This is a genomic window from Cupriavidus necator (assembly GCF_040578825.1).
Lineage (GTDB): Bacteria > Pseudomonadota > Gammaproteobacteria > Burkholderiales > Burkholderiaceae > Cupriavidus > Cupriavidus necator_E.
In genome coordinates, this window is record NZ_JBEFLI010000066.1 from 16,127 (window position 1) to 40,960 (window position 24,834).

Sequence of the window (24,834 nt, forward strand, 5' to 3'; positions counted from 1 at the left end):
CTAGTCCCGGTGGTCGCGGATGATGGCGCTCAGTAACTGCACGACACCTGCGAGCATCAGGGTCATCAGGACAAACACCACGATGTTGTAGATACGCCTTGGTTGCAGCGGGTACTCAGGCCTGGTCGGGCTTTGCACCACGGCAACGTTCTTGAGCTTGCGGGTGGCCTCGATGCGGGCCTTTTCCAGCGCGCCAATTGCGGTCTTGTAGATATCGAACGCGAACTCGGCCGCCGCCTGCAGACGATCGTGCTCTTCCACGACGCGGTTCAGCCCGCGGCCTTTGGTGGAGACCATCCGACCGCGTTGCTCGGCCATTTGCCGCTCAACTGCCGCGATCTGCGCATCAATTTGCTGGATAGCCGGGGACTGCGGGGTGAATACGTCCTTGAGCGAATTCCGCTTGACGTGCAATTCGGCAAGCGTGCCCTCGGCGTTGGCGACCACCGTTGAAAGGCTCTCCACCTCGCCACGCGGAGATACCAGGCCGTTGGCGTTCTGGTATGCCACCAGCGCTTGCCGCGCCGCCTTCAGCCGTTCGCCCTGGTCGTGGACCTGTTTCTCGATATAGACGACCTGCTCGCTGGCGATCCGGTGCGTCATCTCGTTCATGAAGCGCTCGCCATCGCCGACCAGTTCTCCGGCGATGGCATGAGCCATTTCCGACGTGTAGGCCTGGACCTTGATAACAAGTACGCGAGCGAAGTCATCGTATTCGACGCTCACGCGTTTAAGGTAGTAATCATGAAAACGCTCCAGCGAAGCATCCTCAAACCAAAGCCGGGACAACGGGTCGCGATGGCTGTCCGCGTAGTGCTTGCGCAGGCCGAGCTTCGCGTCCAGCTTTTTGAGCATGTCCACGGACAGCAAGTATTCTCGCAACAGCAAAAGGTCCTGCGGCGCGGTATTGCCTATCAGAAGCGAGGAAAAATCTGCTGCACTGGCGCCCACGCCGTCGCTGCGCTCCACGACGACGCGCGCTTCCGACACATACAGGTCGGAAGCAATCACGCTCCAGTACAAAACGGCAAGCAGGCAGGCGCCAAAGGCTGCCTGCCAAGTTCGGTTCAGGCGGGTGAGGCGGCCAACCTGCCCCACCGCGCCCGACGTAATCGTCTTCATCATGCTGGAATGCTTTCCCTGTACTGCCGCAGGGCCTCCTCGACGGAATCGAACCAATGCGCATGGCCCTGATGCAGCCAGACCGCCGCTTGGCAGAAATTTTTAAGAGTGGATTCGCTGTGCGAGACCATCACCAGGCCGGCTCGGCCGGCGAGATCTTCGAAAGCTTTCTGGGACTTTCGCTTGAATGCGGCGTCACCGACCGCGGTCAGCTCGTCGACAAGATAGGTATCGAAATCGAAGGCAAGCGACATGGCGAACGCCAGCCTCGAACGCATGCCCGAGGAATAGGTTTTGACCGGGTCGTCGAAGGCGTCGTTGAGTTCCGAGAACTCACGCACGAACTCAAGCTTGTCGGGAAGGTCTTTGTCGACGCCGTGTATCCGACAGACAAACTTGGTGTTTTGCCGTCCGCTGAGCGATCCCTGGAAGCCGCCGGCCAAGCCCAGTGGCCAGGACACCCGACAATTGCGGATGATGTGACCCCGGTTCGGCTGGTCGATGCCCCCTACCAACCGCAGCAGGGTGGACTTGCCCGCGCCGTTCGCGCCAATCAGCGCCACGCGGCTCAGGGGTGGGATATTGAGCGACACGCCTTTCAACACCCACTTGGAACCGTGCGTGGTGCGATAGCGCTTATGGACGTCCGAGATCTCGATCATTGGGCCGTCAACCGTGTCGCGTATCGCATATGCAAAGCCAGGCCGAGAAACACCGTTGCCAGCGCCCAGAAGGCAAGGTAGCCCAGACTGATATGCGCTTCTCCACGGTAGCTCGCAAACCAGCCGCTGCGCATGGCTTCCAGGCCATGGGTGATCGGATTGACCAGAACGGTGCTGCGCATGCCCTGGGGCAAGCTGGACACCGAGTACATCACCGCCGACAGGAAATAGAGGGGCGTAAAGCTAAGCCGGATGACCTTGCCAAGTTCTGGCAGCAACGAGCCGACCACCGAAAAGGTCAGGCCGAGCCCAAGCCCGAATGCCCACAGTAGGAATGCTGCCCACATGACGAGGAGTGGGTCGGCCGGACGTACGTCAATATCCAGCATCGCGAGCGCGGTTAGCAGTATGGCACCCACGACGAGATACAGAAACGCTTCCACGGTGGCGCGTACCAGGACGGTGTCCACGGGCTGTACTTGCCGATACGAGAACAACGCCTGGTTCGCGCTGATGGCCTCCATCCCGCGCTGGGCGATATTTCGCACCAGGAAGAATCCCCAGATGCCGACCAGGACGAACACCTCGATGTTCGCCCCCTGCATGACCTGGTGCCGGATCACGCCGAAGAGCACCATCAGGAAAATGATGTGCGCTGCCGGCTCAAGCAGGATCCATAGCCAGGCAGCGCGGCCAGTCGCAAGGCGAGCGCTGGCCTCGCGCAAGAACAGCGCCTTCCAGACGGCAATAGCGATGGAAACGTCCGACCGGACCGCAGCCCGGCTCATTGTTGGATGGCAAGGAGGCCTGGAGCACCGAGGACGTTGCCTCGGAAGGTGCCATTGAGAGGGAAACCGCCGAAGGCAGCCAGCATGCCGTCACCGGCATGACTAGTGCCGGCCGCATGCCCGACCACAGAAGTTGTCTCTTCAAGCGTTTGACCGCCGGCATCCCGGAGTCCGTCTACCGGCTTAGCCTGCCCTCCAACCTGTGAGGTTGCGCCTACGTCACTCGCACTGCGTTCCCGTGCTGCTGTTTTCATTATGTAGTTCTGCTTTTTATTTCCAGCGATCGCTTTTCTGCGACCACTTACATCGGCAGGGCGCAATAATAAGGCTCGCAGGCGACAAACGCAACTGCATGTAACAAAACAAAGACAGCATACCCCAGAAGGGGGATAGCAGAGCACACGGCCGTTGCGTAGACGCATCCCTAGGCACATCAAGGCTTGGAAGGTGATCCTAGGGCCACAGAAAGTGAGCGGCCTCATAGAAACAATTTGAAACACATTTATTTTAGGTAGCGCCCCATATGATCGACCATAACGTCGCACAAATCCCGCTAATTAATGATTTTAATCAAGGACATTAAATCCAGGAAGCCGGAGCAATATCCGAATACGGGCGCGCCAATGCGTTAGATCAAAAAGTGATCTTTGATTAACTCAAATTTTATGGATTATCGGAAAATTCCTAGAGCTTTCCCCACCGGTAGGGGGATCGCGCGCCGGTCTTGTGACCAACGGAAATCAGGCCGAACGGCCCTCAAGAATGACCCGCATCCCAATGCGGGATTTCCTACACCTTCAAATGCCGCCCTTGCAGCCGCACTATTGCATCCGATACCAATAGCACCCATCCGCCCCCATTTCCCGCACCACCTCCCCCCGCTCCAGCAAATAGTTCAGATGCGCGATGCTCTCGCCCGTCGCCATCCCCAGCAACCCACCACTGCCCGTAATCGGCCGCGAAAACAGTTCGCCAAACACATCCACCGCCCGCTTCGGCTCCGCCAGCGCGCCGCGCAAGCGGTCGAGCGCCTGGAGCTGGCTGGCGTGCAGGTAGTCGATGCGGGCATGCAGGCCGCGGAAGGGTTCGTTGTGGGCGGGCAGCACCAGTACGTCGTCCGGCACGGTGGCGCGGACCTTGTCGAGGGAGGCGAGCCAGTCCTGCATGGGATCGGCGTCGGGTTCGGTCGGGAAGACCGATACGTTGGAGGAGATGCGCGGCAGTACCTGGTCGCCGGACACCAGTACCTTCAGCGCCGGACAGTACAGGCAGGCATGCTCGGGGGAGTGGCCGGTGCCGACGATCACGTGCCAGTCGTGCGCGCCGATGCGTACGGTGTCGCCGTCGTCCAGCCGGTGGAAGCTCTCGGGCAAGGCGTGGACGTATTTGCCGAAGCCGCCGAAGCGGGTGCGGTACACCTCGATCGCTTCGTCGTCCCAGCCGGCCTTGCGGTAGAACTCGATCGCCTCGTCCGGCGCCGCCCTGCCCGTGTCAGCGGCCAGCACGCGGCACATCAGGTATTCCAGCCTTGTCATCCACAACTGGCAGCCGAACTTGCGCGTGAGCCACCCGGCCATGCCGATGTGGTCGGGGTGCATGTGGGTGACGAACAGTCGCGTCAGGCCGCCTGACAGGGCGCCGCCGTCGCTGAACAGCGTGCGCCACGCCTGCGCGGTTTCGGGCGTCTGCAGGCCGGCGTCGACGCCGGCCCAGCCGTTGCCCTCGCGGATGGCCCACAGGTTGATGTGGTTCAGCCCCAGCGGCATCGGCATGCGCAGCCACAGCACGCCGGGGGCGACCTCGCGGGCGTGGCCGGGTTCGGGCGCATCGCCGCAGGGGTAGTGGAGCTCGGGCTTTTCGAGAGGGGCTGGGGCGGTGTCGGGGGCTTGGGCGCTCATCGTGGTCTCGGCCGGTGCAGCCGTGCTGTGCCGGATACCGGTGCGACGATGCCCCGGCTCCGCGCGTTCTGGACACTGACACCTTAGCCGAGATGGGGGATTCTTGCCACGGCGCCCCTGCGCCCTGCCGGCTACTGCTCCAGCGGCGGCAGCACCTTGCCCGGATTGAGCAGGTCGAGCGGATCAAGCGCCTGCTTGACCTGCCACATCAGTTCCAGCTCTACCCTGGACTTGTAGCGGGTGAGGTCGTCGCGCTTGATCACGCCGATGCCGTGCTCGGCCGAGATCGAGCCGTTCTCGGCATAGGCCATCTCGTCGACCAGCGTCGAGATCCGCGCATACCATTGCGCCAGGAACTCTTTGGCGGGCTGGTCCTTGGGCCGCAGCGGGTTGAAGTGGACATTGCCGTCGCCCATATGGCCGTAGATCACCATGCGCGTGTCGGGCGCCAGTTCCAGCACCTTGGCCGACGCTTCTTCAACAAACGCGGCGATGCGCGACAGCGGCACCGACACATCGCACTTGATGCTGCCGCCGGTACGGGTCTGCGCGTCGGAGATCTCTTCGCGGATGCGCCAGAAGGTCTGCGCGTCGGACAGGCTCGCGGCCACGGCGGCGTCGAGCACCAGGCCCTGGCTGAAGCCGGATTCGAGGATCTCCATCAGCGTGGCGTTGAGGCTGTCGGCGTCGGTGCCGGAGGTCAGCTCGATCAGCACCATCCAGTCGTAACTGTCCTGCAGCGGCGAGGCGAGGTTGCCGAGGTATTCGAGCACCAGTTCCAGTGCGGGGCGCGAGATCAGCTCGAACGCGGTCACGGCCTGGCCGGAAAGGCGCTTGGCCTCGCCCAGCAGCGCCACCGCGGCGGCGGGATCCTGCACGGCGACGAACGCGACGGCGCTGCTGCGCGGCTGCGGCATCAGCTTCAGCACCGCGCCGGTGATGATGCCGAGCGTGCCTTCCGCGCCGATAAACAGATGCTTGAGGTCGTAGCCGGTGTTGTCCTTGCGCAGGCCGCGCAGCGACGAGTAGATGCGCCCGTCCGGCAGCACCACCTCGATGCCGAGCACCAGGTCGCGCATATTGCCGTAGCGCAGCACGGCGGTGCCGCCAGCGTTGGTCGACAGGTTGCCGCCGATCTGGCACGAGCCTTCGGAGCCGATGCGCAGCGGGAACAGGCGCTGCTCGGCCTCGGCGGCGCTGCGCGCCGCGCTCAGCGTGACGCCGGCCTGCACGGTCATGGTGTCGTTGATGGGGTCGATGCCCAGCACGCGGTTCATGCGGCTCAGGTTGACGACCACGGCCGTGCCGCTGTCGTCAGGCACCGCGCCACCCATCAGCGAGGTATTGCCGCCCTGCGGCACCACCGGCACGCGATGCGCATGGCACCACTGCAGCACCTGGCTGACCTGCTCGGTCGATGACGGCAGCACCACCACCTGCGCCTGGCCGCGGTAGATGCCGCGGTAGTCGGTGACGTAGGACTGCATGTCGGCGTCGCCACTGCGGCAGGCGTTCTCGCCGACGATGGCCTGCATCGCGCGCAAGGTGGTGTCGGGGGTCGGGGTTTCAGCGGGCATGTCGGCTTCTTGATGGAATGCGGGGGTCAGTACGCAGCGGATGGCTTGTTTGCGGCGCTGCCAGAGGTTTCTTCGCGGAACGACGCGGCAAGCTTGCGCGCGGCGTTAGCGTACACCAGTACGTCGACACCGGTGGCGACAAAGGTGCAGCCGAGCTCCAGGTAGCGGCGCGCCAGTGCGGGATCGGAGGTCAGCGTGCCGGCGGCCTTGCCGCTGGCGATGATGGTGCGCATCGCGCCTTCGATGGCGGCCTGCACTTCCGGATGGCCGGGGCGGCCGCGGTGACCCATCGAGGCGGCGAGGTCGGCCGGGCCGATGAAGACGCCGTCGATGCCATCCACCGCGCAGATCGCTTCCAGGTTCTGCAGCGCCGTGACGGTTTCTGCCTGCACCAGCAGGCAGACTTCGTCGTCGGCCACGTCGAGGTAGTCGGTGCGCGCGCTCCACAGCGAGGCGCGCGCCACCGCGCTGCCCACGCCGCGGATGCCCTGCGGCGGGTAGCGCGTGGCGCTGACCAGCGTGCGGGCCTGCTCGGCGGTATCGACCATCGGCACCAGCAGGTTTTTCGCGCCGATATCGAGCAATTGCTTGATCAGCTGCACGTCGCCGGACACCGCGCGCACCACCGGTTGCGACCGGTACGCGCCCAGCACCTGCAGCGCATGCATGGTCGAGCGCAGGTCATTGGGCGCGTGTTCGCCGTCGATCAGCAGCCAGTCGAAACCGGCGGTGGCCGAGACTTCCGCCAGGTACGGCTCTGCCATCGACAGCCACAGGCCGATCTGCGGCTGCCGTGCGGCCAGTGCGCTCTTGAAGGGATTGTTTGCGGGCATGGTCGTTCCTTATTGATTGCTGTCTGCCCGGCGCGTCAGCCGAGCTGGCCGTGGCAAAGGTACTTGGTATGCATGTAATCGTCCAGCCCGTGGCGCGAGCCCTCGCGGCCGTAGCCGGATTCCTTGACGCCGCCGAACGGTGCCGCCTCGGACGCGATCGCGCCTTCGTTGATGCCGACCATGCCGGTTTCCAGCGTCTGCGCCACGCGCCAGATGCGGCGGATATCGTTGGAGTAGAAATACGCGGCCAGCCCGAACGGGGTGTCGTTGGCGTCGCGGATCACCTCTGCTTCATCGCGGAAACGGAAGATCGGCGCGACCGGGCCGAAAGTCTCCTCGCACGACAGCTCCATTGCCGGCGTGGCGTCGATCAGCACCGTCGGCGCATAGTAGTGCGGGCCGTCAGCGGTGCGTACGCGCTTGCCGCCGGTGACCACGCGCGCGCCCTTGGCGACGGCGTCTTCGACGTGGCGGGCGATCTTGTCGACGGCGCGGGCGTTGATCATCGGGCCGATCTGCGCGGCTTCGTCCGTAGCGGGCCCGACATGGAGCGCGCCCACGCGCTGCGCCAGGCGCTCCACAAAGGCGTCGTGAACTACCTCATGCACGTAGACGCGGTTCGGGCAGACGCAGGTCTGGCCGCCGTTGCGGAACTTGGAAGCCATCAGGCCGTCGACCGCGGCATCGAGATCGGCATCTTCAAATACGATAAAGGGCGCGTTGCCGCCCAGTTCGAGCGAAACCTTTTTCAGCGTGGCGGCCGATTCGCGCGCCAGGTGCTTGCCCACCGGCGTGGAGCCGGTGAAGGTGATCTTGCGCACGCGGCTGTCGGTAAGCCATGCATCGACCACGCCCGGCGTGTGCTCGCGCGATGCGGTGACCATATTGAGCACGCCGGCGGGAATGCCCGCTTGTTGCGCGAGCCACGCCAGCGCCAGTGCCGTCAGCGGCGTGTCTTCGGCGGGCTTGGCCACGACCGTGCAACCGGCGGCCAGCGCGGGTGCGATCTTGCGGGCGATCATTGCCAGCGGGAAGTTCCACGGCGTGATCGCCGCCACCACCCCCACCGGCTCCTTCAGCACCAGCAGTTTGCGGCCCGGCACCGCTTCCGCGACGATATCGCCGCAGATGCGGGTTGCCTCTTCGGCGAACCATTCGACGTATGAGGCGCCGTACTGCACTTCGCCGCGCGCTTCTTTCAAAGGCTTGCCCTGCTCGGTCGAAATGATGCGCGCCAGGTCTTCCTGGCTGGCGACGATCAACGCGTGCCAGCGCTTGATCAGTTGCGCGCGTTCGCGCGCCGGGCGGCGGCTCCATGCCGGGAATGCCGCAGCGGCGGCATCGACGGCGAGTCGCGCATCGCCGGCGTCGCTGTCGGGCACACTGGCAAACATCTCGCCGGTGGCCGGGTTCGATACCGGCAGCCGCGCGCCAAGGCCGGCATCGCGCCATTGGTGGTCAATCAGGTTCTGGCTGCGCAGCAGCGCAGCATCGGCAAGAGTCAGGGCCATCGTGGTAAGCAGAAAGGATTTACGGGACGGCAACTAGCTGACGATGCCGAGATGCCAGGGCACGAACTCGTTGTCGCCCAGGCCGAGTGCCTCGCTCTTGGTCGGTTCGCCCGAGGCGGCGCGCAGGATGTGCTCGAAGATCCGTTGGCCCATCTGCGGCACGGTCAGTTCGCCGTCGAGCACCAGCCCGCAGTTGATGTCCATGTCTTCTTCCAGCCGCGCATACATCGCCGAGTTGGAAGCGAGCTTGATCGTCGGTGCCGGCTTGGAGCCGAACATCGAGCCGCGGCCGGTGGTAAAGCAGATCAGGCTGGCGCCGCTGGCGATCTGGCCGGTCACGGCCACCGGGTCATAGCCGGGCGAATCCATGAAGACGAAGCCGGGCTGGTCGATCGGCTCGGCGTACTCGTACACCGCCTGCAGCGGCGTGGTGCCGCCCTTCATCGCCGAGCCCAGCGATTTCTCGAAGATATTGGCCAGGCCGCCCTGCTGGTTGCCGTGCCCCACCACACCGTTGAACTGGGCGTTGTGGCCGGCGGTATAGCGCTCCCACCAGGCCAGCCGGTCCAGCAGCTTCTGCCCGACTTCGGGCGTTACCGCGCGGCGCGTCAGCATGAACTCGACGCCGTGGATCTCGGGCGTCTCCGACAGGATGGCGGTGCCGCCGTGGCGCACCAGGATATCCATCGCCGCGCCCAGCGCGGGATTGGCACTGATGCCGGAAAACCCGTCCGAGCCGCCGCATTCGAGGCCGATCTTCAGGTGGCTGGCCGGCACCGGCTGGCGCGCCGCCTGATTGGCCAGCGGCAGCATCGATTCGATCGCGCGAATGCCGGCCGCGATGGTGGCGCGCGTGCCGCCGGTGTCCTGCATCACCAGCGTATGCACCGCGGGCCCGGGCTCCAGTCCCTGCGATTCGACCAGCGACGCTACCTGATTGCGCTCGCAGCCAAGGCCGACGATCAGCGCTCCGCCAAGATTGGGATGGCGCGCATAGCCTGCCAGCGTGCGGCGCAGCACATCGAAATGCTCGCTCGGCGACGACATGCCGCAGCCGCTGGTCTGCGCGAACGCGACCACGCCATCGACATTGGGATAGGCGGCCAGCCGTTCCGGCGTGAAGTGCGCGGCGATCTGCCGGATCACGGTCGACGAGCAATTGACCGACGACAGGATGCCGATGAAGTTGCGCGTACCGACGCGGCCGTCCGGGCGCACAAAGCCGTTGAACGTGGCGCGCTGCGCCTCGGGCACGTAGTCCACCGGGCGCACGTCCTGGCAGAACGCCGGATCGCGGTAGAAGTCGACCAGCGTCAGGTTGTGCGAATGCACGTGCTCGCCCGGCGCGATATCGCGCGACGCCACGCCGATGACGGTATCGAACTTGCGCACCGGCGTGCCGGCCGTGATGGCGCAGGCGGCGATCTTGTGCCCGGCCGGCACCTGCGCGCGCACACGCACAGCGGGATCGGCAAGCTGCTGGCCCAGCGACAGGTCGTGCCGGGCGACCAGCACGTTGTCGTTGGCGTGCAGGCGGATGACGGGATTGGGGTTCACTGGAGGTTCGCTTGTTATTCGCCTGCGGTCAGGTCAGATATTCGCCTGTGGCTACTTTCGAAGTTCGCCTGTGGCTACATTCGGAGTTCGCCTAAGGCTCAGCTTTGCTGCAGCAGTTCCTTGAGCTTGAGGCGCTGGATGAGCTGCGTCTCCTGCTCGTAGACGCTGGCGACGTACTTCTTGTAGTCGGGACCATCGAGATACATCACCGGCGCGTCGAGGCGCGCGGCTACCTGCTTGAACTCGTTGCTCGCCACCGCGGCCCGGAAGGCATCGCGCAGTTTCTTCTCCACCGCGGGCGGCAGGCCCTTGGGCGCGCCGATGCCGTTGGGCGCTTCCACCACCACGTTGTAGCCGAGCTCCTTCAGCGTGGGCGTGTCCTTGAAGCGCGAGGCGCGCTGCTCGCCCCACGTCGCCAGCAGGCGCAGCTTGCCGGCTTCCACATGCGGTGCCCAAGAGCTGGAATCGGCCAGCAGTTCCACTTGTCCGGCCAGCACGTCCTGCAGCGCGGCAGCGCCGCCCTTGTAGGCGATCGCATTGAACTGCACGCCGGCGGCCAGCGCAAACTGCTCCATGCCGACATGGGTCGCGCCGCCGATGCCGGCGTGCGCATAGGTGACCTTGCCGGGACTGGCCTTGGCGGCGGCCACCACATCCTGCAGCGTCTTGTAGCGCGAGTTGGCGGGTACCGCGATGCCGAAGGTCTGGCCCGAGGTGCGCGCGAGGTAGGTCAGCTCGGTGCGCGGATCGATCGGCAGCATGCCGAGCTGCGCAAAGCGCGTGACCGAGATCGGGATCTGGCCGATGGTGTAGCCGTCCGGATTGGCGCGCGCCAGCGCCTTGGTGCCGATCATGCCGGAAGCGCCGGCGCGGTTCTCCACCACGATCGACTGTTTGAGGATGCCGCTGGCCACCTGGCACAGCGCCCGCATCGACTGGTCGGCAGTGCCGCCGACCGGCCACGGGCAGATAAAGGTGATGGGGCGCTCGGGATACTCTGACGCCAGGACACGGCCAGCCGGCATGAGCAGGCCCGCAGTGCCGGCGGCAACGCCCGCCGCCGCGCCGATGAGCAGGGTGCGGCGCTTCGGATTGATGGGGGATCCTTGAGTCATTTGCGGGTGTCTCCGGTGTTTTGATTATCGGCGAGGCCGGCGCAGCCAGCTTCGTCATGTCCGCATTCTGGCGCGGCCTAACATAACAATCCAATCAAAAACTAGCATTGCTTCATAACCTTTTAGTTAGGTAGACTCGCGGCATGGTCCAGATCGATCGCGCGCTGCGCTCCAATATCAAGCTGCGCCACCTGCAACTGCTGGTGGCGCTGGACGAGTTCCGCCACCTCGGCCGCACCGCCGAGTTCCTGTCGGTGAGCCAGCCGGCGGTGTCCAAGGTGCTGACTGAAGTCGAGAAGGCGCTGGGACTGACGCTGTTCACGCGCTCCACGCGCGGCACCGAGCCCACGCCGGCAGGCGAATCGCTGGTGCGCTTTGCGCGTTCGGTGCTGGCGCAGTACGAGCAGACCCGCGACGAGATCGCCGCGGTGCAAAGCGGCGCATCGGGCCGCATCCGCGTGGGTTCGATGGGCGCGGCACTGCCGGTGCTGGTGGCGCGTGCGGTGGGCATGCTGAAAGACCGCTCCGCGCGCGCCACCGTACTGGTCGAGGAAGGCGACCTGACGCACCTGCTGCCCAAGCTGCGGCTGCGCGAGCTCGACCTGATCGTGGGGCGGCTGGAGCCCGGCTATGCGGCGCCGGACCTGCTTACCGAAGCCTTGTATGAAGAGCCGATGGTGGTGGTGGTCAGACGCGGCCACAAGCTCGCGCGCAAGACGCGCCCCGGCTGGGCCGACCTGGCCGCCCTGCCCTGCGTGATGCCGCCGCCGTGGGCATCGCTGCGCGTAAAGATCGAACAGGCGTTCTACCGCTACGGCCTGCATCCGCCGCAGGACGTGATCGAGTCATCGTCATACCTGGCGCTGACTACCTTTGTCAGCCAGCGCAATGCGGCGGGCTTTATGGCGGCGTCTGTGGCGCGCGCGCTGCAGGATGAAGGGCGGCTGCATGTGCTGGCGATGGAGGTGCCGGTGGAGTTGCCGCCCGTGGGCATCATCACGCTGCGCGAGCGTGCGCCTTCGCTCAGTGCGGACCAGTTGGTGGACTGCCTGCGACAGGCTGCGGCAGAACTGCAAGACGCCTAGCCTGCGCGCGCCACCAGCACCGGCACTGACGTAGCGAGCAACGCCACGCCGGAAGCCGTCAACAGCGACAACACCACCTTGCGAAACGTGAGCTCGCTGATGCCGAGGTAGAGGCGCGCGCCCAGCAGCGACGGCACCAGCATCGCGGGCGCCACCACCAGGAACATCGGCAGCATGTCGCGCGTGACGATGCCCTTGCCGACATAGGTGGCCATCGTCACCGCCAGCGTGGCGAGGTTGAAGTTCTGGATCACCGCGCGCTGCTCGTCCTTGTCGAAGCCGCGCAGCGTGCACCACAAGGTGGGGATCACGCCGGTAAAGCCGCCGATGCCGCCCATCACGCCACCGGCCGCACCAGCCACGCCATCGGCCACACGCCCGCCCACGCTGATATGCGGCAGCCGGCGCGCCATCAGCATGACCGGGCACCACAGCGTCAGGAAGCCGCCGAGCACGGCCTTGAACCACTGCGCGTCGAGCATCGGCAGGATCGCCACGCCCAGCGGAATGCCGAGCAGGCCGCCGGCCACGAATGGCCACAGCCGCCGCCACGACAATCCGCGCCGCACCGATGCCGCCGCCAGCAGCTGGCCGGTCAGCGCGCCGAACACCGTCATCGCCGATGCCAGCCGCGGTTCGATCGCCCAGGCCCAGAACGACATCGCCACCATGCCGAAGGCAAAGCCCGACAAGCCCTGGACAAACCCGGCCACGGCGGCGCCGGCGATCACGATCAGCAAAGTGGAATCCATAGAAGGCAGCGACGCCGCGGAGCGCGCGCAGGCAACGATAAGACGCGGGGGAAGCGCGTCACTATGCACTTCTTTGCCAGCGTTGTCAGCCGCCGCCTCTGCGGCGGCGCGCAAGACTGGTATGGTGTTTTTCCGTCGAGGTGATGCTGTTATGCGAGCGCGGCTTTCGCTAGCATCTGTTGGAAAGCATCAAGCATGCGCCTCGTTGAAGCGGCACATGCGCCACGGCCTGCGGCGAATTGTCACCCGCTCGCCGCCTGTCGCCATGATGCACTTTTCGCGGCGCGCGGCGTACACTACGCTTACCGCACGCGCCTACGGCCCGCGCCCCCAGCGCGCCCTGCCGACTGGCCCGGCCTGCCTGACGGCAGCGCCGCGCCCGTCCAAGGCGTGCGTCAGGCCAGCGCCACGGAGAACACGACATGTTTGGTTTGACCGCGCTAGACCTCGCCCGCATCCAGTTTGGCTTCACCATTTCCTTCCACATAGTTTTCCCAGCGATCACCATCGGCCTTGCCGCCTACCTGGCGGTGCTCGAAGGCTGCTGGTTGCGCACGCAGCGGCCGCTATACCGCGACCTCTATCACTTCTGGTCCAAGATCTTCGCCGTCAATTTCGGCATGGGAGTGGTGTCGGGGCTGGTGATGGCCTATCAGTTCGGCACCAACTGGAGTTTCTTCTCGGAGTTCGCCGGCAGCATTACCGGGCCGCTGCTGACCTATGAAGTGCTGACCGCCTTCTTCCTTGAAGCCGGCTTCCTGGGTGTGATGCTGTTCGGCTGGAACCGCGTCGGGCCGGGGCTGCATTTTTTTGCGACGGTGATGGTGGCGCTCGGCACGCTGATCTCGGCGACGTGGATCCTGGCCTCCAATAGCTGGATGCAGACGCCGGCCGGCTTCGAGATCATCGACGGGCGCGTGGTGCCGACCAACTGGTTCGAGGTCATCTTCAATCCCTCGTTCCCCTATCGCCTCGTGCATATGAGCGTGGCGGCGTTCCTGGCCACGGCGCTCTTCGTCGGCGCCTCGGCAGCATGGCACCTGCTGCGCGGGCGCGACAACCCGGCCATCCGCAAGATGCTGTCGATGGCGATGTGGATGCTGCTGATCGTCGCGCCGATCCAAGCCGTGATCGGCGACCTGCACGGCCTGAACACGCTGAAGCACCAGCCCGCCAAGATCGCCGCGCTGGAAGGCCACTGGGAGAACAAGGGCCATGAAGGCCTGCCGCTGTTGCTGTTCGGCTGGCCCGACATGGCGCGCGAGGAAACGCGCTTCGCGGTGGAAGTGCCCCGGCTGGGCAGCCTGATCCTGACCCATAGCTGGGACGGACAGATTCCCGGACTGAAGGAGTTCGCGCCCGAGGACCGGCCCAACTCCACCATCCTGTTCTGGTCGTTCCGCGTGATGGTGGGGCTGGGGCTGCTGATGATCCTGCTTGGCATATGGAGCCTGATACTGCGGCGCAAGGAGCGGATGTACCACGTACGCCCCTTCCTCCATATGGCGCTGTGGATGGGGCCGGCCGGCGTGATCGCGATCCTGGCGGGCTGGTACACCACCGAGATCGGGCGCCAGCCGTGGGTGGTCTACGGCCTGCAGCGCACGGCCGATGCGGTGTCGCCGCACGGCGTGCCGGAGCTGGCACTGACGCTGGCGATCTTCGTGGTGGCGTATTTCTTCGTGTTCGGCGTGGGCATTGCCTACATGATGCGGCTGGTGCGCAAGGGACCGTTGCTCGAGGAGCCCAAGCCGGAGGGCGGCCCGGGTCGCGAGCATACGCCGGCGCGCCCGCTTTCCGCCGTCGACGACGACGAAGTCCTCGCCCCTTCCATCACCACGCGCAGCCGGAGCTGACACCATGGGTATCGATCTCTCGCTTCTCTGGATCGTCATCATCTTCTTTGGCGTGATGATGTACGTGGTGATGGATGGCTTCGATCTCGGCATCGGCATCCTCTATGTGTTCGTGCCCGGCCGTCAGGACCGCGACGTGATGATGAACACGGTCGCGCCGGTCTGGGACGGCAATGAAACCTGGCTGGTACTGGGCGGCGCCGGGCTGCTGGCGGCGTTCCCGCTGGCGTATTCGGTGGTGCTGAGCGCGCTGTACCTGCCGCTGATGATGATGCTGCTGGGGCTGATCTTCCGCGGCGTGGCGTTCGAGTTCCGCTTCAAGGCCAATGACCGCGAGCGGCCGGTGTGGGATGCCGCCTTTATCGGCGGCTCGCTGGTCGCTTCGTTCTTCCAGGGCGTGGCGCTGGGCGCCTATATCGACGGCATCAAGATGGAGGGCCATCGCTTTGCCGGCGGCCCGCTGGACTGGCTCACGCCCTTCCCGCTGTTCTGCGGCGTCGGCGTGGTGGTGGCGTACACGGTGCTGGGCAGCACCTGGCTCATCATGAAGACCGAAGGCGGGCTGCAGCAGCGCATGATCAAGCTGACCGCCGCACTGGCCTGGGTACTGCTGGCGGTGATCGGCGTGATCAGCCTGTGGACGCCGCTGACGCATCCAGAGATCGCCGAGCGCTGGTTCAGCCTGCCCAATCTGTTCTGGTTCTCGCCGGTGCCGATCCTGGTGGCGTTGTGCATGTTCATGCTGATGCGCTCGCTGCGCCGCGAGCCGGATATCTCGCCGTTCCTGTATGCGCTGGGGCTGGTATTCCTGGGCTACAGCGGGCTGGCGATCAGCGTCTGGCCCAATATCATCCCGCCGAACATCTCGTTCTGGGAGGCCGCCGCGCCGCCGCAGAGCCAGGGCTTTGCGCTGGTGGGCGCGCTGTTCATCATCCCCTTTATCCTGATGTACACGGTGTGGGCCTACTACGTGTTCCGCGGCAAGGTCCGCCACGGCGAGGGCTACCACTGATGGGCACGCCACGACCCGATGCTTCCACGTGGCTGCGCCGCGTCGGCTGGCTGGTGCTGATCTGGGCGGCCAGCGTGGCGGCGCTGGGCGTTGCCGCGTGGGTGCTGCGGCTGATCATGCAGGGCGTTGGCTTCCGTAGCTGACAGTCCCCCTTCTTTCTGTTTTTCCCCCTTGGCCGCGCGGCGCAATCGCCCCGTGCGGCCTTGTCACGTCCGGGGCTTGTCTGCAATGCCTCCAAGAATCTGAATAGGTCCATCAGCATTCTTTAGTCCTCTGTCACCACGGTGACAACCCCGGTCCTTACTCTGCGAGCGCATTGCCGCCAGCGCAATCCGCCATGGGTTCCTGCGGCCATATCCTTCCCCGCCCCAATCCCCCGCAGGAGATTGACACCATGACCTTCCGACCTTCCACCCTGGCCCGGCCGCACTGGCTGGCCGCCCTGCTGCTGTGCGCGGCGCTGAGCGCCTGCGGCGGCGACTCCGGCGACAGCCCCACCGGCTCGCCCAATGCGGCGCCGACCACGCCGGGCGCTCCCGGCACCGGCGGCAACCCCGGCCAGGGGAATGGCAGCGACCGGCCCGGCGAAACGCCTGCCGTGAAGCCGCAGTTGCGCTGCGCGCCCTGAAGCCGGGTCCGCCCCGCCTTCCCATACAAAACAACCACCCGGCACAGCATCCATGAACCCGCAAAGCAGACGCAACTTCCTCAAGCTCGCCGGCGGCAGCGCCGCCGCCACCGCCGCGCTGGCAGCCTTCCCGCCGTCCATCCGTCGCGCGCTGGCGATTCCCGCCAACAACGCCACCGGCACCATCCGCGACGTCGAGCACGTGGTCATTCTCATGCAAGAGAACCGCTCGTTCGACAACTACTTCGGCACGCTGCGCGGCGTGCGCGGCTTTGGCGACCGCTTCCCGATCCCGCTGGCGGGGGGCATGAACGTCTGGCAGCAGACCTATACCAACGGCAGCACCACCCGCACCGTGCTGCCCTACCACCTCGACAGCAGCGCCGGCAACGCGCAGCGCGTCAGCGGCACGCCGCACTCGTACCCGGATGCGCAGAACGCCTGGGACCTGGGGCGCATGAACAAGTGGCCGACCTACAAGCAGACCCAGTCAATGGGCTACTACACCGAGGCCGAAGTGGACTTCCAGGTGGCGCTGGCCAATGCCTTCACGCTGTGCGACGCCTACCACTGCAGCTTCCATGGCGGCACCAATCCCAACCGCCTGTACCACTGGACCGGCACCAACGATCCGGGTGGTGCCAATGGCGGGCCGGTGATCGACAACAGCGGCGATTCGTTCACAGGCTCGGCCCCGCCCTATACCTGGAAGACCTATCCTGAGCGGCTGGAAGCGGCCGGCGTGAGCTGGAAGGTCTACCAGAACCTGCCGGACAACTTCACCGACAACCCGCTCGCCGGCTTCCAGCAATACCGCGATGCCAATGCCGCGCGCGGCAACCAGGCCAACGGCAGTCCGTACCCGCCGTACACCAGCGCCGACGACGCGATCAGCCCACTGCTTAAGGGCGTGGCCAACACCATGCCCGATGGCGGCTTCCTGCAGGCGCTGCGCGACGACGTGGCCGCCGGCAAGCTCCCCCAGGTGTCGTGGATCGTGGCGCCGGCGACGTACTCGGAGCACCCCGGACCTTCGAGCCCCGTGCAGGGCGCCTGGTACACGCAGGAGGTGCTCAACGCGCTGACGGCCAATCCCGCGGTCTGGAGCAAGACCGTGCTGCTGATCAACTTCGACGAGAACGACGGCTACTTCGACCACGTGCCGCCCCCGTGCGCGCCCGCGTACGACGGCGACACGCTTGCCGGCGCCACCACGCTCGACCCGCTGCAGGTCAGGGCGGAATACCACGTGGACAGGCGCCCGTACGGCCCCGGCCCGCGCGTGCCGATGTATGTGGTATCGCCCTGGAGCCGCGGCGGCTGGGTCAATTCGCAGGTGTTCGACCACACCTCGGTGCTGCGCTTCCTGGAAGCCCGCTTCGGCGTGGATGAGCCCAATATCAGCGCATTCCGCCGCGCGGTCGCGGGCGACCTGCTCACGGCCTTCAACTTCGTCAGCCCGAACACCAACCCCCTGCCCGCGCTGCCCAACCGCGACAGGGCCAGCGCCGACGCCATCCGCACGGCCCAGGGGGCGCTGCCGCAGGTGCCGCTGCCGTCGGCCGGCAGCCAGCAGATGCCGCAGCAGGACACCGGCACGCGCCCCTCGCGCGCCCTGCCCTATGAACTGCACGTCAGCGCGCGCGAAGACGCCCGCGAACAGCGCGCGGTGCTGCTGTTCAGCAACACCGGCACGGCCGCGGCGGTGTTCCATGTCTACGACCGCCTGCACCTGGATCGCGTGCCGCGCCGGTATATGGTGGAGCCGGGCAAGGAACTGCAGGGGAGCTGGGACGTCTTTGCCACCGACGGCGGCAAGTACGACCTGTGGGTGCTGGGCCCGAACGGCTTCCACCGCGCCTTCCGTGGCGATGTGGCGGCCGTGGCCGCGACGGGCGCCAGCGCGCCGGAGATCCGCGTCTGCTATGACATTGCCAACGCCGCGGTGTACGTGGACATGATCAACACCGGCAGCGCCCTCTGCACGTTCACCGTGCAGGCCAATGCCTACCGCAGCGACGGTCCCTGGATCTTCGAAGTGCCGGCCGGCATGCAACTGCAGCAGCACTGGCCCGCGGCCCGCCAGGGCAACTGGTACGACTTCACCGTCACCACCGCGCAAGGCGGCTTCACGCGCCGCTTTGCCGGGCGCATCGAGACCGGCAAGGACAGCGTGTCCGATCCGGCGATGGGCCTCGCCGGCTGACGCACCAGTCGCCTGAAGGGACCGCCCGCGCCCGCCCCCGGCCGCTCCAGCCCGGGGCGGGCGTAGCCGTTTTGTCATATTGCCCCGCTAGACTGCGCGGTCGTCCGGCCTGTCCGGTGCGCTCTCCCCCAACCACCCTCCGGATGACCATGCTTGGCGACCTGCTGATGACCTTTTTCGAAGTGGCGCGCCAGGGCAGCATCACCATGGCTGCGCGGCAGCTCCGGGTCAGCCAGCCCACCGTGACCGGACGCATCCGCCAACTTGAAGAGACCTACGGCGTGGAGCTGTTCCACCGCCGCGCCAGCCGCGTCGACCTGAGCGACGTGGGCGTCGCGCTGATGCCGGTGGTCGAGCAACTGATGCTGCAGGAAGGCCATGCCGACTACCTGCTGCGCAATGCCGGCAACCTGCGTTTCGGCAACCTGCGTATCGGCGCCACGGGTCCCTATTACATCCTGCGTGCGGTGGCTGCATTCCGGCAGCGCTATCCGGCCATCGACGTGAGCCTGGACATCGGCAATTCGCAGCAGATGCTGGAGGCGCTGTTCGAGTACCGCATCGACGCCGCGGTGTCGTCGCATCCGGTGGATGACGATCGCCTCGCGCGCATCCGGCTGGCGTCGGACCCGATGGTGCTGGTGGTCCATCCGGACCATGCGCTGGCGCGGCTGGCGCAGGTAGAGCTGCCGCAGCTGAGCGGCTGCCACCTGCTGGTGCGCGAGCATGGCTCGATGACGCGCAAGGCCACCGAGGATGCGCTGGCCGCGTGCGGCCACGAACTGCCCTCGCACACCGTGATCGGCAGCCGCGAAGCGATCTACGAGGCGATCCGCCAGAACCTGGGCGCCAGCGTGGTGCCGCTGGGTGAAGTGCCGCGCGACCCGCAGCTGCGGATGATTCCTTTCGCGCAGGGCGCGCCGGTGATCCATGAATACCTATACTGCCTGAAAAGCCGGCGCGATACGCGGCTGGTCGGCGCCTTCCTGGAGTGTGTGGCGCTGGGCGAGCCGGTCCACGCGGCGCAGGCCGCCTGAGGCCGCGCGCAGGCGCCGCTGCCCCCAGGGCCTCAAACGCATGCGAGCTCGCGCCGACTTCCCCGAATACGACCAGCTACTGACCTTGCTGGACACGGGCAGCCACGTGCTGGATACCCGCGTGATTTGCGAGACCACCGTGCAGGGCCATCGCTTCGGCGTGCATGTGGCCACGCTTGGCAGCCGCGATCCGGCGGCGCCGGCCATCGGCATCTTTGGCGGCATCCACGGGCTGGAGCGCATCGGCACGCAGCTCGTGCTGGACTACCTGCGCTCGGTGCTGTGCCGGCTGGCGTGGGACGAACTGCTGCACCGCGAGCTGCAGACGGTGCGGCTGGTCTTCATGCCGATCGTCAACCCGGGCGGGATGTGGGCCGGCACGCGCGCCAACCCCAACGGCGTCGACCTGATGCGCAACGGCCCGCAGGACGCCGACGCGCACGTGCCCTTCCTGGCCGGCGGCCAGCGCATCGGCGCCTGGCTGCCCTGGTACCGCGGCCCGGCCGGCGCGCCGATGGAAGCGGAAAGCCGCGCGCTGCTGCGCGTGGTGCAGGAAGAACTGCTGCCGCGCCCGCTCAGCTTCGCGGTGGACTGCCATTCCGGCTACGGCTGGCGCGACAGCATCTGGTTCCCGTACGCGCGCACGCGCCGCCCGATGGCGCACCTGGCCGAGATGTACCTGCTCAAGACGCTGTTCGAGCAGGCGCATCCGCACCACGGCTATACCTTCGAGCCGCAAAGCCACCAGTACCTGCTGCACGGCGATCTGTGGGACCATGCCTACGACCTGGCGCCGCACGGCAACCTGTTCCTGCCGATGACGCTGGAACTGGGCTCGTGGTTATGGATCAAGAAGAACCCGCGGCAACTGTTCTCGCGCGAGGGCATCTTCAATCCGATCAAGGCGCATCGCACCGCGCGCGTGCTGCGCCGGCATGTGAGCCTGTTCGACTTCCTGGGCCGGATCGCGTTTGCCTCGGAGCGCTGGCGCCCGCACGGCGCCCAGCGCGAGGCGCTGCTGCAGCAGGCGCGCGCGCACTGGCGCAAGGAGCCGCCGCGATGAGAGCCATGGGCCGATGGGTGTTCCTGAGGGGACTGACGCGCGAGTCGCGCCACTGGGGCACGTTGCCGGAGCAATGGGAAGCGGCCGGGCTGGGACGCCCGATGCTGCCTGACCTGCCGGGCAACGGCGCGCTCGCCGGCAAGCCCGCGCCCTGGGGCGTGCGCGAGATGGTCGGCGCGGTGCGGCGCCAGTTGCCGGATGCCGGCGCGCACGGGCCGTACCGCGTGCTGGCGATGTCGCTCGGCGCGATGGTCGCGACCGAATGGGCGAGCCTGCATCCGGACGAAGTGGGCGCGCTGGTGCTGGTCAATACCAGCATGCGGCCGTTCTGCACGCCAACGCAACGGCTGCGGCCACGCAACTGGGGCAAGCTGCTGCGCGTGGCGCAGCGCTGGCATGATCGCGACCTGTGCGAGCGCACCATCCACGCCATCACCTGCGCGCGCGCCGATACGGTGGCGAGCGATATCGACGCCTGGCGTTCAATCGCCGCCGATGCGCCGGTCAGCCGGCACGCCGCGCTGGCGCAACTGCTGGCCGCTGCGCGCTATCGCGCGCCGGCCAGCGCACCGCGCTGCAAGGTAGTGGTTGTTGCCTCCGCCGCCGACCGGCTGGTCGATCCGGCGTGTTCGGCACGCATCGCGCAGGCGTGGAATGTCCCGCTGCTGACGCACCATTGGGCGGGGCACGATTTGCCCCACGACGATCCGCAGTGGCTGTGCGAAGCGGCCGCGCGTATCGCGCTAGGCGTCGGCTAACGCCGGCTCCACCGGCATCGCGTTGGTCAGCAGCGCCGCCGCGGCCTCGAACCGGTCCGCAGAGCCGAACAGCCGCGCGCTGATCTGCCCGCTCTGCACCGCGCCATACACCACCTGGGCGAGATGTTGGGGTGATGCCTGGTTCGGCAGCTCTCGCTGCTCTGCTGCGCGCTCGAACAGACGCGCCAGCCATCGCTCGTTGGTGCGGACATAGTCCTGCATCGCCGCGCGCACGGCCTCCGGCAGTGCCAGCGCATCGGCCGACAACATGCTGACCAGGCAGGCCTGGTCGGTGCCGGCGTTGGCGCGCATCGGCGCCAGATACTGCCGTGCCTGTTCCGCGGGCGGCAGGCTGCCGTCGATGGCACGCAGACGCGCCTGCATGCGGGCGCTGTACTCGTGCACCGCCTCCAGCACCAGGTCGTCCTTGGACGGGAAGTAATAGTGGATGCTCGAGGTCTTGACCCCGACCAGCTCGGCCAGGTCGCGGTAGCTGAAGCCGTTGATACCCCGACGGCGGATCAGCACCAGCGCGTGTTCGACCAGTTGCTCGCGTACGGATCGGGTTTTCATGGCATCAAGCTCCTCGTCCTGCCGCTGCGCGGCTTTAGGCCGGCAGCGCTTGTCCGATCAGCGTGATGAGGGACCCGCTTGCGAGGCAAAGCCCTACCCATCCGCCGAGAATCAGCGCAGTGTCACGCCAACGCATGATCAACTCCTTGAACTGCCTGGAACGGGCCGCTGGTGCGTTGCTTGTGCAACGGCTACGCGCGGCCCGGGGATGCTGAGGGCCGGTGCCAGGCCGGCCTGCTCTTTCCGCGCTTTAAGCGAGGGCGCCGTCGGTGTACGGATCAGCCTTGCCTACGCGCGCACCGTCGGTGTACGGATCGAAGCTGCGGCCCGGTTGCGAAGAGACGTTGCTGCGGTCCAGGCCGGCCACCGTGCGGGCACCGTCGGTGTAGGGATCAGGCTTGCCGACACGTGCACCATCGGTGAACGGATCAGCCTTGCCGACGCGCGCACCGTCGGTGTACGGGTCGATGCTGCGGCCCGGTTGCGACGACACATTGCTGAGGTCCAGGCCGGCGATGGTGCGGGCACCATCCGTGTACGGATCGGCCTTGCCGACGCGGGCACCGTCGGTGTACGGATCAGCCTTGCCTACGCGCGCACCGTCGGTGTACGGGTCGAAGCTGCGGCCCGGTTGCGACGACACGTTGCTGCGGTCCAGGCCCGCTACCGTGCGGGCGCCGTCGGTGTACGGGTCGGGCTTGCCGACGCGTGCGCCTTCGGTGAACGGGTCGAAATTGCCGGTACGGGCGCCTTCGGTGAACGGGTCGAACTGGCCGGTGCGGGCGCCGTCGGTAAAGGCATCGGCCTTGCCGACGCGGAATTCATAGCCGTACTTGTCGCCGGCGAAGGTGCTGTCCTTCACGCCAGCGGCGTTCGCAACGCCACCAGCGAAGGCGGCGGCAAGGGTGGCGGCGGTGATCAGGGTCTTGGCGAACTTGGCATTCATGATGGGCTCCTGGGGGGCGATGTTGTGAATCGCGTCAATCGGTATCAGTGGCTGTGGCAGGCCCTTTTTTCATTCCGCATCTACTGGTAGATAGATAGCCGGTCCTGAAAAAATGACCGCCTCCGGTCATGCAATGGGATCGTCGCTGAGCCGCGCTTCGTTTCTGGTGGGTGGCGCTGCGGCGCTTCCATGCGTTGAATACTATCTACTACTAGGTAGATAGTCAAGGAAAAAGATTTCTATCGGAGCCATAGTCAACCCTGGGTTCTGTCCTATCTCTTTGTTTTTATAGGGATAGCAGGCGCTAAACAAGAAAGCCGCCATGCAGCTTTACGCCACATGGCGGCTCACACGCGCCACTGATATTGCGCGAAAAAAAGTTAGCCGGAGACGGCGGCCATCAGCGTATCGGCGGCGGCCTCGACCCGATCGGAGGTACCGAACAGCCGCGCCGCGATCAGCCCGCTCTGCAACGAGCCGAACACCACCTGCGCCAGCCGCGCCGGCGGCACCGGGAACGGGGTGCTGCGATGCGCCTGTGCGCGTTCCAGCAGCCCCGCCAGCCATTGCTCGTTCAGCAGGTAGAAGCCCTGCAGCATCTTGTGCACGGATTCGGGCAGGCACAGCGTTTCGGTCGACAGCATGCCGCACAGGCAGATCTGGTCCGAGCCGCAGCTCTGCCGGAACGGCGCCAGGTAAATGGCGGCCTGTTCCGCGACCGGCAGGGTGGTGTCGATGGAGCGGATGCGCTCGGACATGCGGGCGCTGTACTCCTTTACCGCTTCCAGCACCAGGTCGTCCTTGGTCGGGAAGTAATAGTGGATGCTGGAGGTCTTGACCCCGACCAGGTCGGCCAGGTCGCGATAGCTGAAGCCGTTGAAGCCTCGGCGCCGGATCAGGACCAGGGTGTGCTCGAGCAGTTGCTCGCGTACGGATTGCGTTTTCATAAAAGCAGTGTATCTACGCGAAGATAGACGCTCAAGTTGAAATGCCCCGGGGCTCGGGTAATTCCCTAGCGTCCGGGGCATGTGCTTTAGCCAGGCAGGACCTGCGCGGCGAAGGTGATCATCGAGCCACTCGTCACGCAAAGCACCAGCCATCCGCCAAGCAACAGGATGCTGTCACGCAAACTCATGATGGACTCCATTGGGCAGCGCTCCTCGTGAGCGCCGCCGTAAGGTTGGGCCGCCGGCCTCACAGCCGGAAGCGATCAGGCCAGGGCGCCGTCGGTGTACGGGTCAGCCTTGCCTACACGCGCACCGTCGGTGTACGGGTCGAAGCTGCGGCCCGGTTGCGACGACACGCCGTTGCGGTCCAGGCCCGCTACCGTACGGGCACCGTCGGTGTACGGGTCAGCCTTGCCAACGCGTGCGCCATCGGTGTACGGGTCGAAACTGCGGGCCGGTTCGCCGGACACGCCGCTGCGGTCCAGGCCTGCCACGGTGCGGAAGCCGTCCGTGTACGGGTCGGTCTTGCCGACGCGGGCACCGTCGGTGTACGGGTCGAACTTGCCCACACGCGCGCCGTCGGTGTACGGGTCGATGCTGCGGCCCGGTTGCGACGACACGTTGCTGCGGTCCAGGCCGGCAACCGTGCGGGCGCCGTCGGTGTACGGGTCGGGCTTGCCGACGCGCGCGCCGTCGGTGAACGGATCGAACTTGCCGGTACGGGCACCTTCGGTGAACGGGTCGAACTGGCCGGTGCGGGCGCCGTCGGTAAAGGCATCGGCCTTGCCGACGCGGAATTCATAGCCGTACTTGTCGCCGGCGAAGGTGCTGTCCTTCACGCCAGCGGCGTTCGCAACGCCACCAGCGAAGGCGGCGGCAAGGGTGGCGGCGGTGATCAGGGTCTTGGC

23 protein-coding genes are annotated in these 24,834 nt (G+C 66.3%); 9 read left to right on the plus strand and 14 right to left on the minus strand.

The features are described from left to right. The 9 genes from AB1I47_RS26075 to AB1I47_RS26115 form a co-directional block, all read right to left on the minus strand. Window positions 1-1,125: a KpsE/RkpR family capsule polysaccharide export protein gene (locus AB1I47_RS26075; protein ID WP_354686596.1), complete on the minus strand. Its 1,125-nt coding sequence runs from the start codon at window positions 1,123-1,125 to the stop codon at window positions 1-3. Then, complete coding sequence (locus AB1I47_RS26080; RefSeq protein ID WP_354686597.1) at window positions 1,122-1,784, minus strand: ABC transporter ATP-binding protein; 663 nt, start codon at window positions 1,782-1,784, stop codon at window positions 1,122-1,124. The genes AB1I47_RS26075 and AB1I47_RS26080 overlap by 4 nt, the downstream gene beginning before the upstream one ends. Next, window positions 1,781-2,572, minus strand: coding sequence for an ABC transporter permease (locus AB1I47_RS26085; protein ID WP_354686598.1), 792 nt, complete (start codon window positions 2,570-2,572; stop codon window positions 1,781-1,783). Before AB1I47_RS26085 ends, AB1I47_RS26080 begins: the two co-directional genes overlap by 4 nt. 821 nt (window positions 2,573-3,393) lie before the next feature. Next, complete coding sequence (locus AB1I47_RS26090; protein ID WP_354686599.1) at window positions 3,394-4,470, minus strand: MBL fold metallo-hydrolase; 1,077 nt, start codon at window positions 4,468-4,470, stop codon at window positions 3,394-3,396. A 131-nt stretch (window positions 4,471-4,601) separates the two neighbouring features. Continuing rightward, window positions 4,602-6,047 carry an FAD-binding oxidoreductase gene (locus tag AB1I47_RS26095; protein ID WP_354686600.1) on the minus strand — a complete coding sequence of 482 codons (1,446 nt, stop codon included), beginning with the start codon at window positions 6,045-6,047 and terminating at the stop codon, window positions 4,602-4,604. Between the two features lie 26 nt (window positions 6,048-6,073). Further along, the gene (gene hpaI, locus AB1I47_RS26100; protein ID WP_354686601.1) at window positions 6,074-6,880 is read right to left on the minus strand and encodes a 4-hydroxy-2-oxoheptanedioate aldolase; all 807 of its coding nucleotides are present in this window, start codon (window positions 6,878-6,880) and stop codon (window positions 6,074-6,076) included. A 35-nt stretch (window positions 6,881-6,915) separates the two neighbouring features. Further along, a complete protein-coding gene (locus AB1I47_RS26105; protein WP_354686602.1) occupies window positions 6,916-8,391 on the minus strand; it encodes an NAD-dependent succinate-semialdehyde dehydrogenase in 1,476 nt (491 codons plus the stop codon). A gap of 33 nt (window positions 8,392-8,424) precedes the next feature. Continuing rightward, complete coding sequence (locus AB1I47_RS26110; RefSeq protein ID WP_354686603.1) at window positions 8,425-9,948, minus strand: UxaA family hydrolase; 1,524 nt, start codon at window positions 9,946-9,948, stop codon at window positions 8,425-8,427. Window positions 9,949-10,046: 98 nt separating this feature from the next. Next, window positions 10,047-11,063 (minus strand): tripartite tricarboxylate transporter substrate binding protein, encoded by a 1,017-nt coding sequence (locus AB1I47_RS26115; protein WP_354686604.1) that lies wholly within the window; start codon window positions 11,061-11,063, stop codon window positions 10,047-10,049. A 143-nt stretch (window positions 11,064-11,206) separates the two neighbouring features. Here AB1I47_RS26115 and AB1I47_RS26120 point away from each other — a divergent pair, with 143 nt between their 5' ends. Further along, window positions 11,207-12,148: a LysR substrate-binding domain-containing protein gene (locus AB1I47_RS26120; RefSeq protein WP_354686605.1), complete on the plus strand. Its 942-nt coding sequence runs from the start codon at window positions 11,207-11,209 to the stop codon at window positions 12,146-12,148. Here AB1I47_RS26120 and AB1I47_RS26125 read toward each other — a convergent pair. Further along, window positions 12,145-12,900: a sulfite exporter TauE/SafE family protein gene (locus tag AB1I47_RS26125; RefSeq protein WP_354686606.1), complete on the minus strand. Its 756-nt coding sequence runs from the start codon at window positions 12,898-12,900 to the stop codon at window positions 12,145-12,147. The two genes, AB1I47_RS26120 and AB1I47_RS26125, sit on opposite strands and share 4 nt — an antisense overlap. A 422-nt stretch (window positions 12,901-13,322) precedes the next feature. Between AB1I47_RS26125 and AB1I47_RS26130 the strand changes: the two genes are divergently transcribed. From AB1I47_RS26130 to AB1I47_RS26165, 8 genes are all read left to right on the plus strand, one after another. After that, complete coding sequence (locus AB1I47_RS26130; RefSeq protein ID WP_354686607.1) at window positions 13,323-14,756, plus strand: cytochrome ubiquinol oxidase subunit I; 1,434 nt, start codon at window positions 13,323-13,325, stop codon at window positions 14,754-14,756. 4 nt (window positions 14,757-14,760) lie between these two features. Further along, on the plus strand, window positions 14,761-15,768 hold the full coding sequence (gene cydB / locus AB1I47_RS26135; protein ID WP_354686608.1) for a cytochrome d ubiquinol oxidase subunit II: 1,008 nt from the start codon (window positions 14,761-14,763) through the stop codon (window positions 15,766-15,768). Next, window positions 15,768-15,911, plus strand: coding sequence for a DUF2474 domain-containing protein (locus AB1I47_RS26140; RefSeq protein WP_354686609.1), 144 nt, complete (start codon window positions 15,768-15,770; stop codon window positions 15,909-15,911). Before cydB ends, AB1I47_RS26140 begins: the two co-directional genes overlap by 1 nt. 251 nt (window positions 15,912-16,162) lie before the next feature. After that, on the plus strand, window positions 16,163-16,396 hold the full coding sequence (locus tag AB1I47_RS26145) for a hypothetical protein (protein WP_354686610.1): 234 nt from the start codon (window positions 16,163-16,165) through the stop codon (window positions 16,394-16,396). Window positions 16,397-16,448: 52 nt separating this feature from the next. Beyond that, window positions 16,449-18,602, plus strand: a complete 2,154-nt coding sequence (locus AB1I47_RS26150; RefSeq protein WP_354686611.1) for a phosphocholine-specific phospholipase C — start codon at window positions 16,449-16,451, stop codon at window positions 18,600-18,602. 149 nt (window positions 18,603-18,751) lie between these two features. Further along, window positions 18,752-19,639, plus strand: coding sequence for a LysR substrate-binding domain-containing protein (locus AB1I47_RS26155; protein ID WP_354686617.1), 888 nt, complete (start codon window positions 18,752-18,754; stop codon window positions 19,637-19,639). A gap of 40 nt (window positions 19,640-19,679) precedes the next feature. Further along, window positions 19,680-20,702, plus strand: coding sequence for a M14 family zinc carboxypeptidase (locus AB1I47_RS26160; RefSeq protein ID WP_354686612.1), 1,023 nt, complete (start codon window positions 19,680-19,682; stop codon window positions 20,700-20,702). A gap of 5 nt (window positions 20,703-20,707) precedes the next feature. Continuing rightward, window positions 20,708-21,460, plus strand: a complete 753-nt coding sequence (locus tag AB1I47_RS26165) for an alpha/beta fold hydrolase (protein ID WP_354686618.1) — start codon at window positions 20,708-20,710, stop codon at window positions 21,458-21,460. Here the strand turns inward: AB1I47_RS26165 and AB1I47_RS26170 are convergent. The 4 genes from AB1I47_RS26170 to AB1I47_RS26185 all read right to left on the minus strand — a co-directional run. Next, the gene (locus tag AB1I47_RS26170; protein ID WP_354686613.1) at window positions 21,446-22,033 is read right to left on the minus strand and encodes a TetR/AcrR family transcriptional regulator; all 588 of its coding nucleotides are present in this window, start codon (window positions 22,031-22,033) and stop codon (window positions 21,446-21,448) included. The genes AB1I47_RS26165 and AB1I47_RS26170 overlap by 15 nt on opposite strands. 250 nt (window positions 22,034-22,283) lie before the next feature. After that, a complete protein-coding gene (locus tag AB1I47_RS26175) occupies window positions 22,284-22,979 on the minus strand; it encodes a copper resistance protein CopQ (protein ID WP_354686614.1) in 696 nt (231 codons plus the stop codon). Between the two features lie 380 nt (window positions 22,980-23,359). Next, window positions 23,360-23,926, minus strand: coding sequence for a TetR/AcrR family transcriptional regulator (locus AB1I47_RS26180; protein ID WP_354686615.1), 567 nt, complete (start codon window positions 23,924-23,926; stop codon window positions 23,360-23,362). Between the two features lie 263 nt (window positions 23,927-24,189). Further along, on the minus strand, window positions 24,190-24,834 hold a 645-nt coding region (locus AB1I47_RS26185), incomplete at its 5' end, for a hypothetical protein (RefSeq protein ID WP_354686616.1).

Bases quoted from the DNA above. Each gene is read 5' to 3' on its own strand.
- AB1I47_RS26095 (WP_354686600.1), bottom strand. From the start codon at position 6,047: ATGCCCGCTGAAACCCCGACCCCCGACACCACCTTGCGCGCGATGCAG.
- AB1I47_RS26150 (WP_354686611.1), top strand. From the start codon at position 16,449: ATGAACCCGCAAAGCAGACGCAACTTCCTCAAGCTCGCCGGCGGCAGC.
- AB1I47_RS26160 (WP_354686612.1), top strand. From the start codon at position 19,680: ATGCGAGCTCGCGCCGACTTCCCCGAATACGACCAGCTACTGACCTTG.
- AB1I47_RS26175 (WP_354686614.1), bottom strand. From the start codon at position 22,979: ATGAATGCCAAGTTCGCCAAGACCCTGATCACCGCCGCCACCCTTGCC.
- AB1I47_RS26125 (WP_354686606.1), bottom strand. From the start codon at position 12,900: ATGGATTCCACTTTGCTGATCGTGATCGCCGGCGCCGCCGTGGCCGGG.
- AB1I47_RS26090 (WP_354686599.1), bottom strand. From the start codon at position 4,470: ATGAGCGCCCAAGCCCCCGACACCGCCCCAGCCCCTCTCGAAAAGCCC.
- AB1I47_RS26165 (WP_354686618.1), top strand. From the start codon at position 20,708: ATGGGCCGATGGGTGTTCCTGAGGGGACTGACGCGCGAGTCGCGCCAC.
- AB1I47_RS26180 (WP_354686615.1), bottom strand. From the start codon at position 23,926: ATGAAAACGCAATCCGTACGCGAGCAACTGCTCGAGCACACCCTGGTC.
- hpaI (WP_354686601.1), bottom strand. From the start codon at position 6,880: ATGCCCGCAAACAATCCCTTCAAGAGCGCACTGGCCGCACGGCAGCCG.
- AB1I47_RS26075 (WP_354686596.1), bottom strand. From the start codon at position 1,125: ATGATGAAGACGATTACGTCGGGCGCGGTGGGGCAGGTTGGCCGCCTC.
- AB1I47_RS26140 (WP_354686609.1), top strand. From the start codon at position 15,768: ATGGGCACGCCACGACCCGATGCTTCCACGTGGCTGCGCCGCGTCGGC.
- AB1I47_RS26115 (WP_354686604.1), bottom strand. From the start codon at position 11,063: ATGACTCAAGGATCCCCCATCAATCCGAAGCGCCGCACCCTGCTCATC.
- AB1I47_RS26170 (WP_354686613.1), bottom strand. From the start codon at position 22,033: ATGAAAACCCGATCCGTACGCGAGCAACTGGTCGAACACGCGCTGGTG.
- AB1I47_RS26120 (WP_354686605.1), top strand. From the start codon at position 11,207: ATGGTCCAGATCGATCGCGCGCTGCGCTCCAATATCAAGCTGCGCCAC.
- AB1I47_RS26155 (WP_354686617.1), top strand. From the start codon at position 18,752: ATGCTTGGCGACCTGCTGATGACCTTTTTCGAAGTGGCGCGCCAGGGC.
- AB1I47_RS26130 (WP_354686607.1), top strand. From the start codon at position 13,323: ATGTTTGGTTTGACCGCGCTAGACCTCGCCCGCATCCAGTTTGGCTTC.
- AB1I47_RS26085 (WP_354686598.1), bottom strand. From the start codon at position 2,572: ATGAGCCGGGCTGCGGTCCGGTCGGACGTTTCCATCGCTATTGCCGTC.
- AB1I47_RS26105 (WP_354686602.1), bottom strand. From the start codon at position 8,391: ATGGCCCTGACTCTTGCCGATGCTGCGCTGCTGCGCAGCCAGAACCTG.
- AB1I47_RS26080 (WP_354686597.1), bottom strand. From the start codon at position 1,784: ATGATCGAGATCTCGGACGTCCATAAGCGCTATCGCACCACGCACGGT.
- cydB (WP_354686608.1), top strand. From the start codon at position 14,761: ATGGGTATCGATCTCTCGCTTCTCTGGATCGTCATCATCTTCTTTGGC.
- AB1I47_RS26145 (WP_354686610.1), top strand. From the start codon at position 16,163: ATGACCTTCCGACCTTCCACCCTGGCCCGGCCGCACTGGCTGGCCGCC.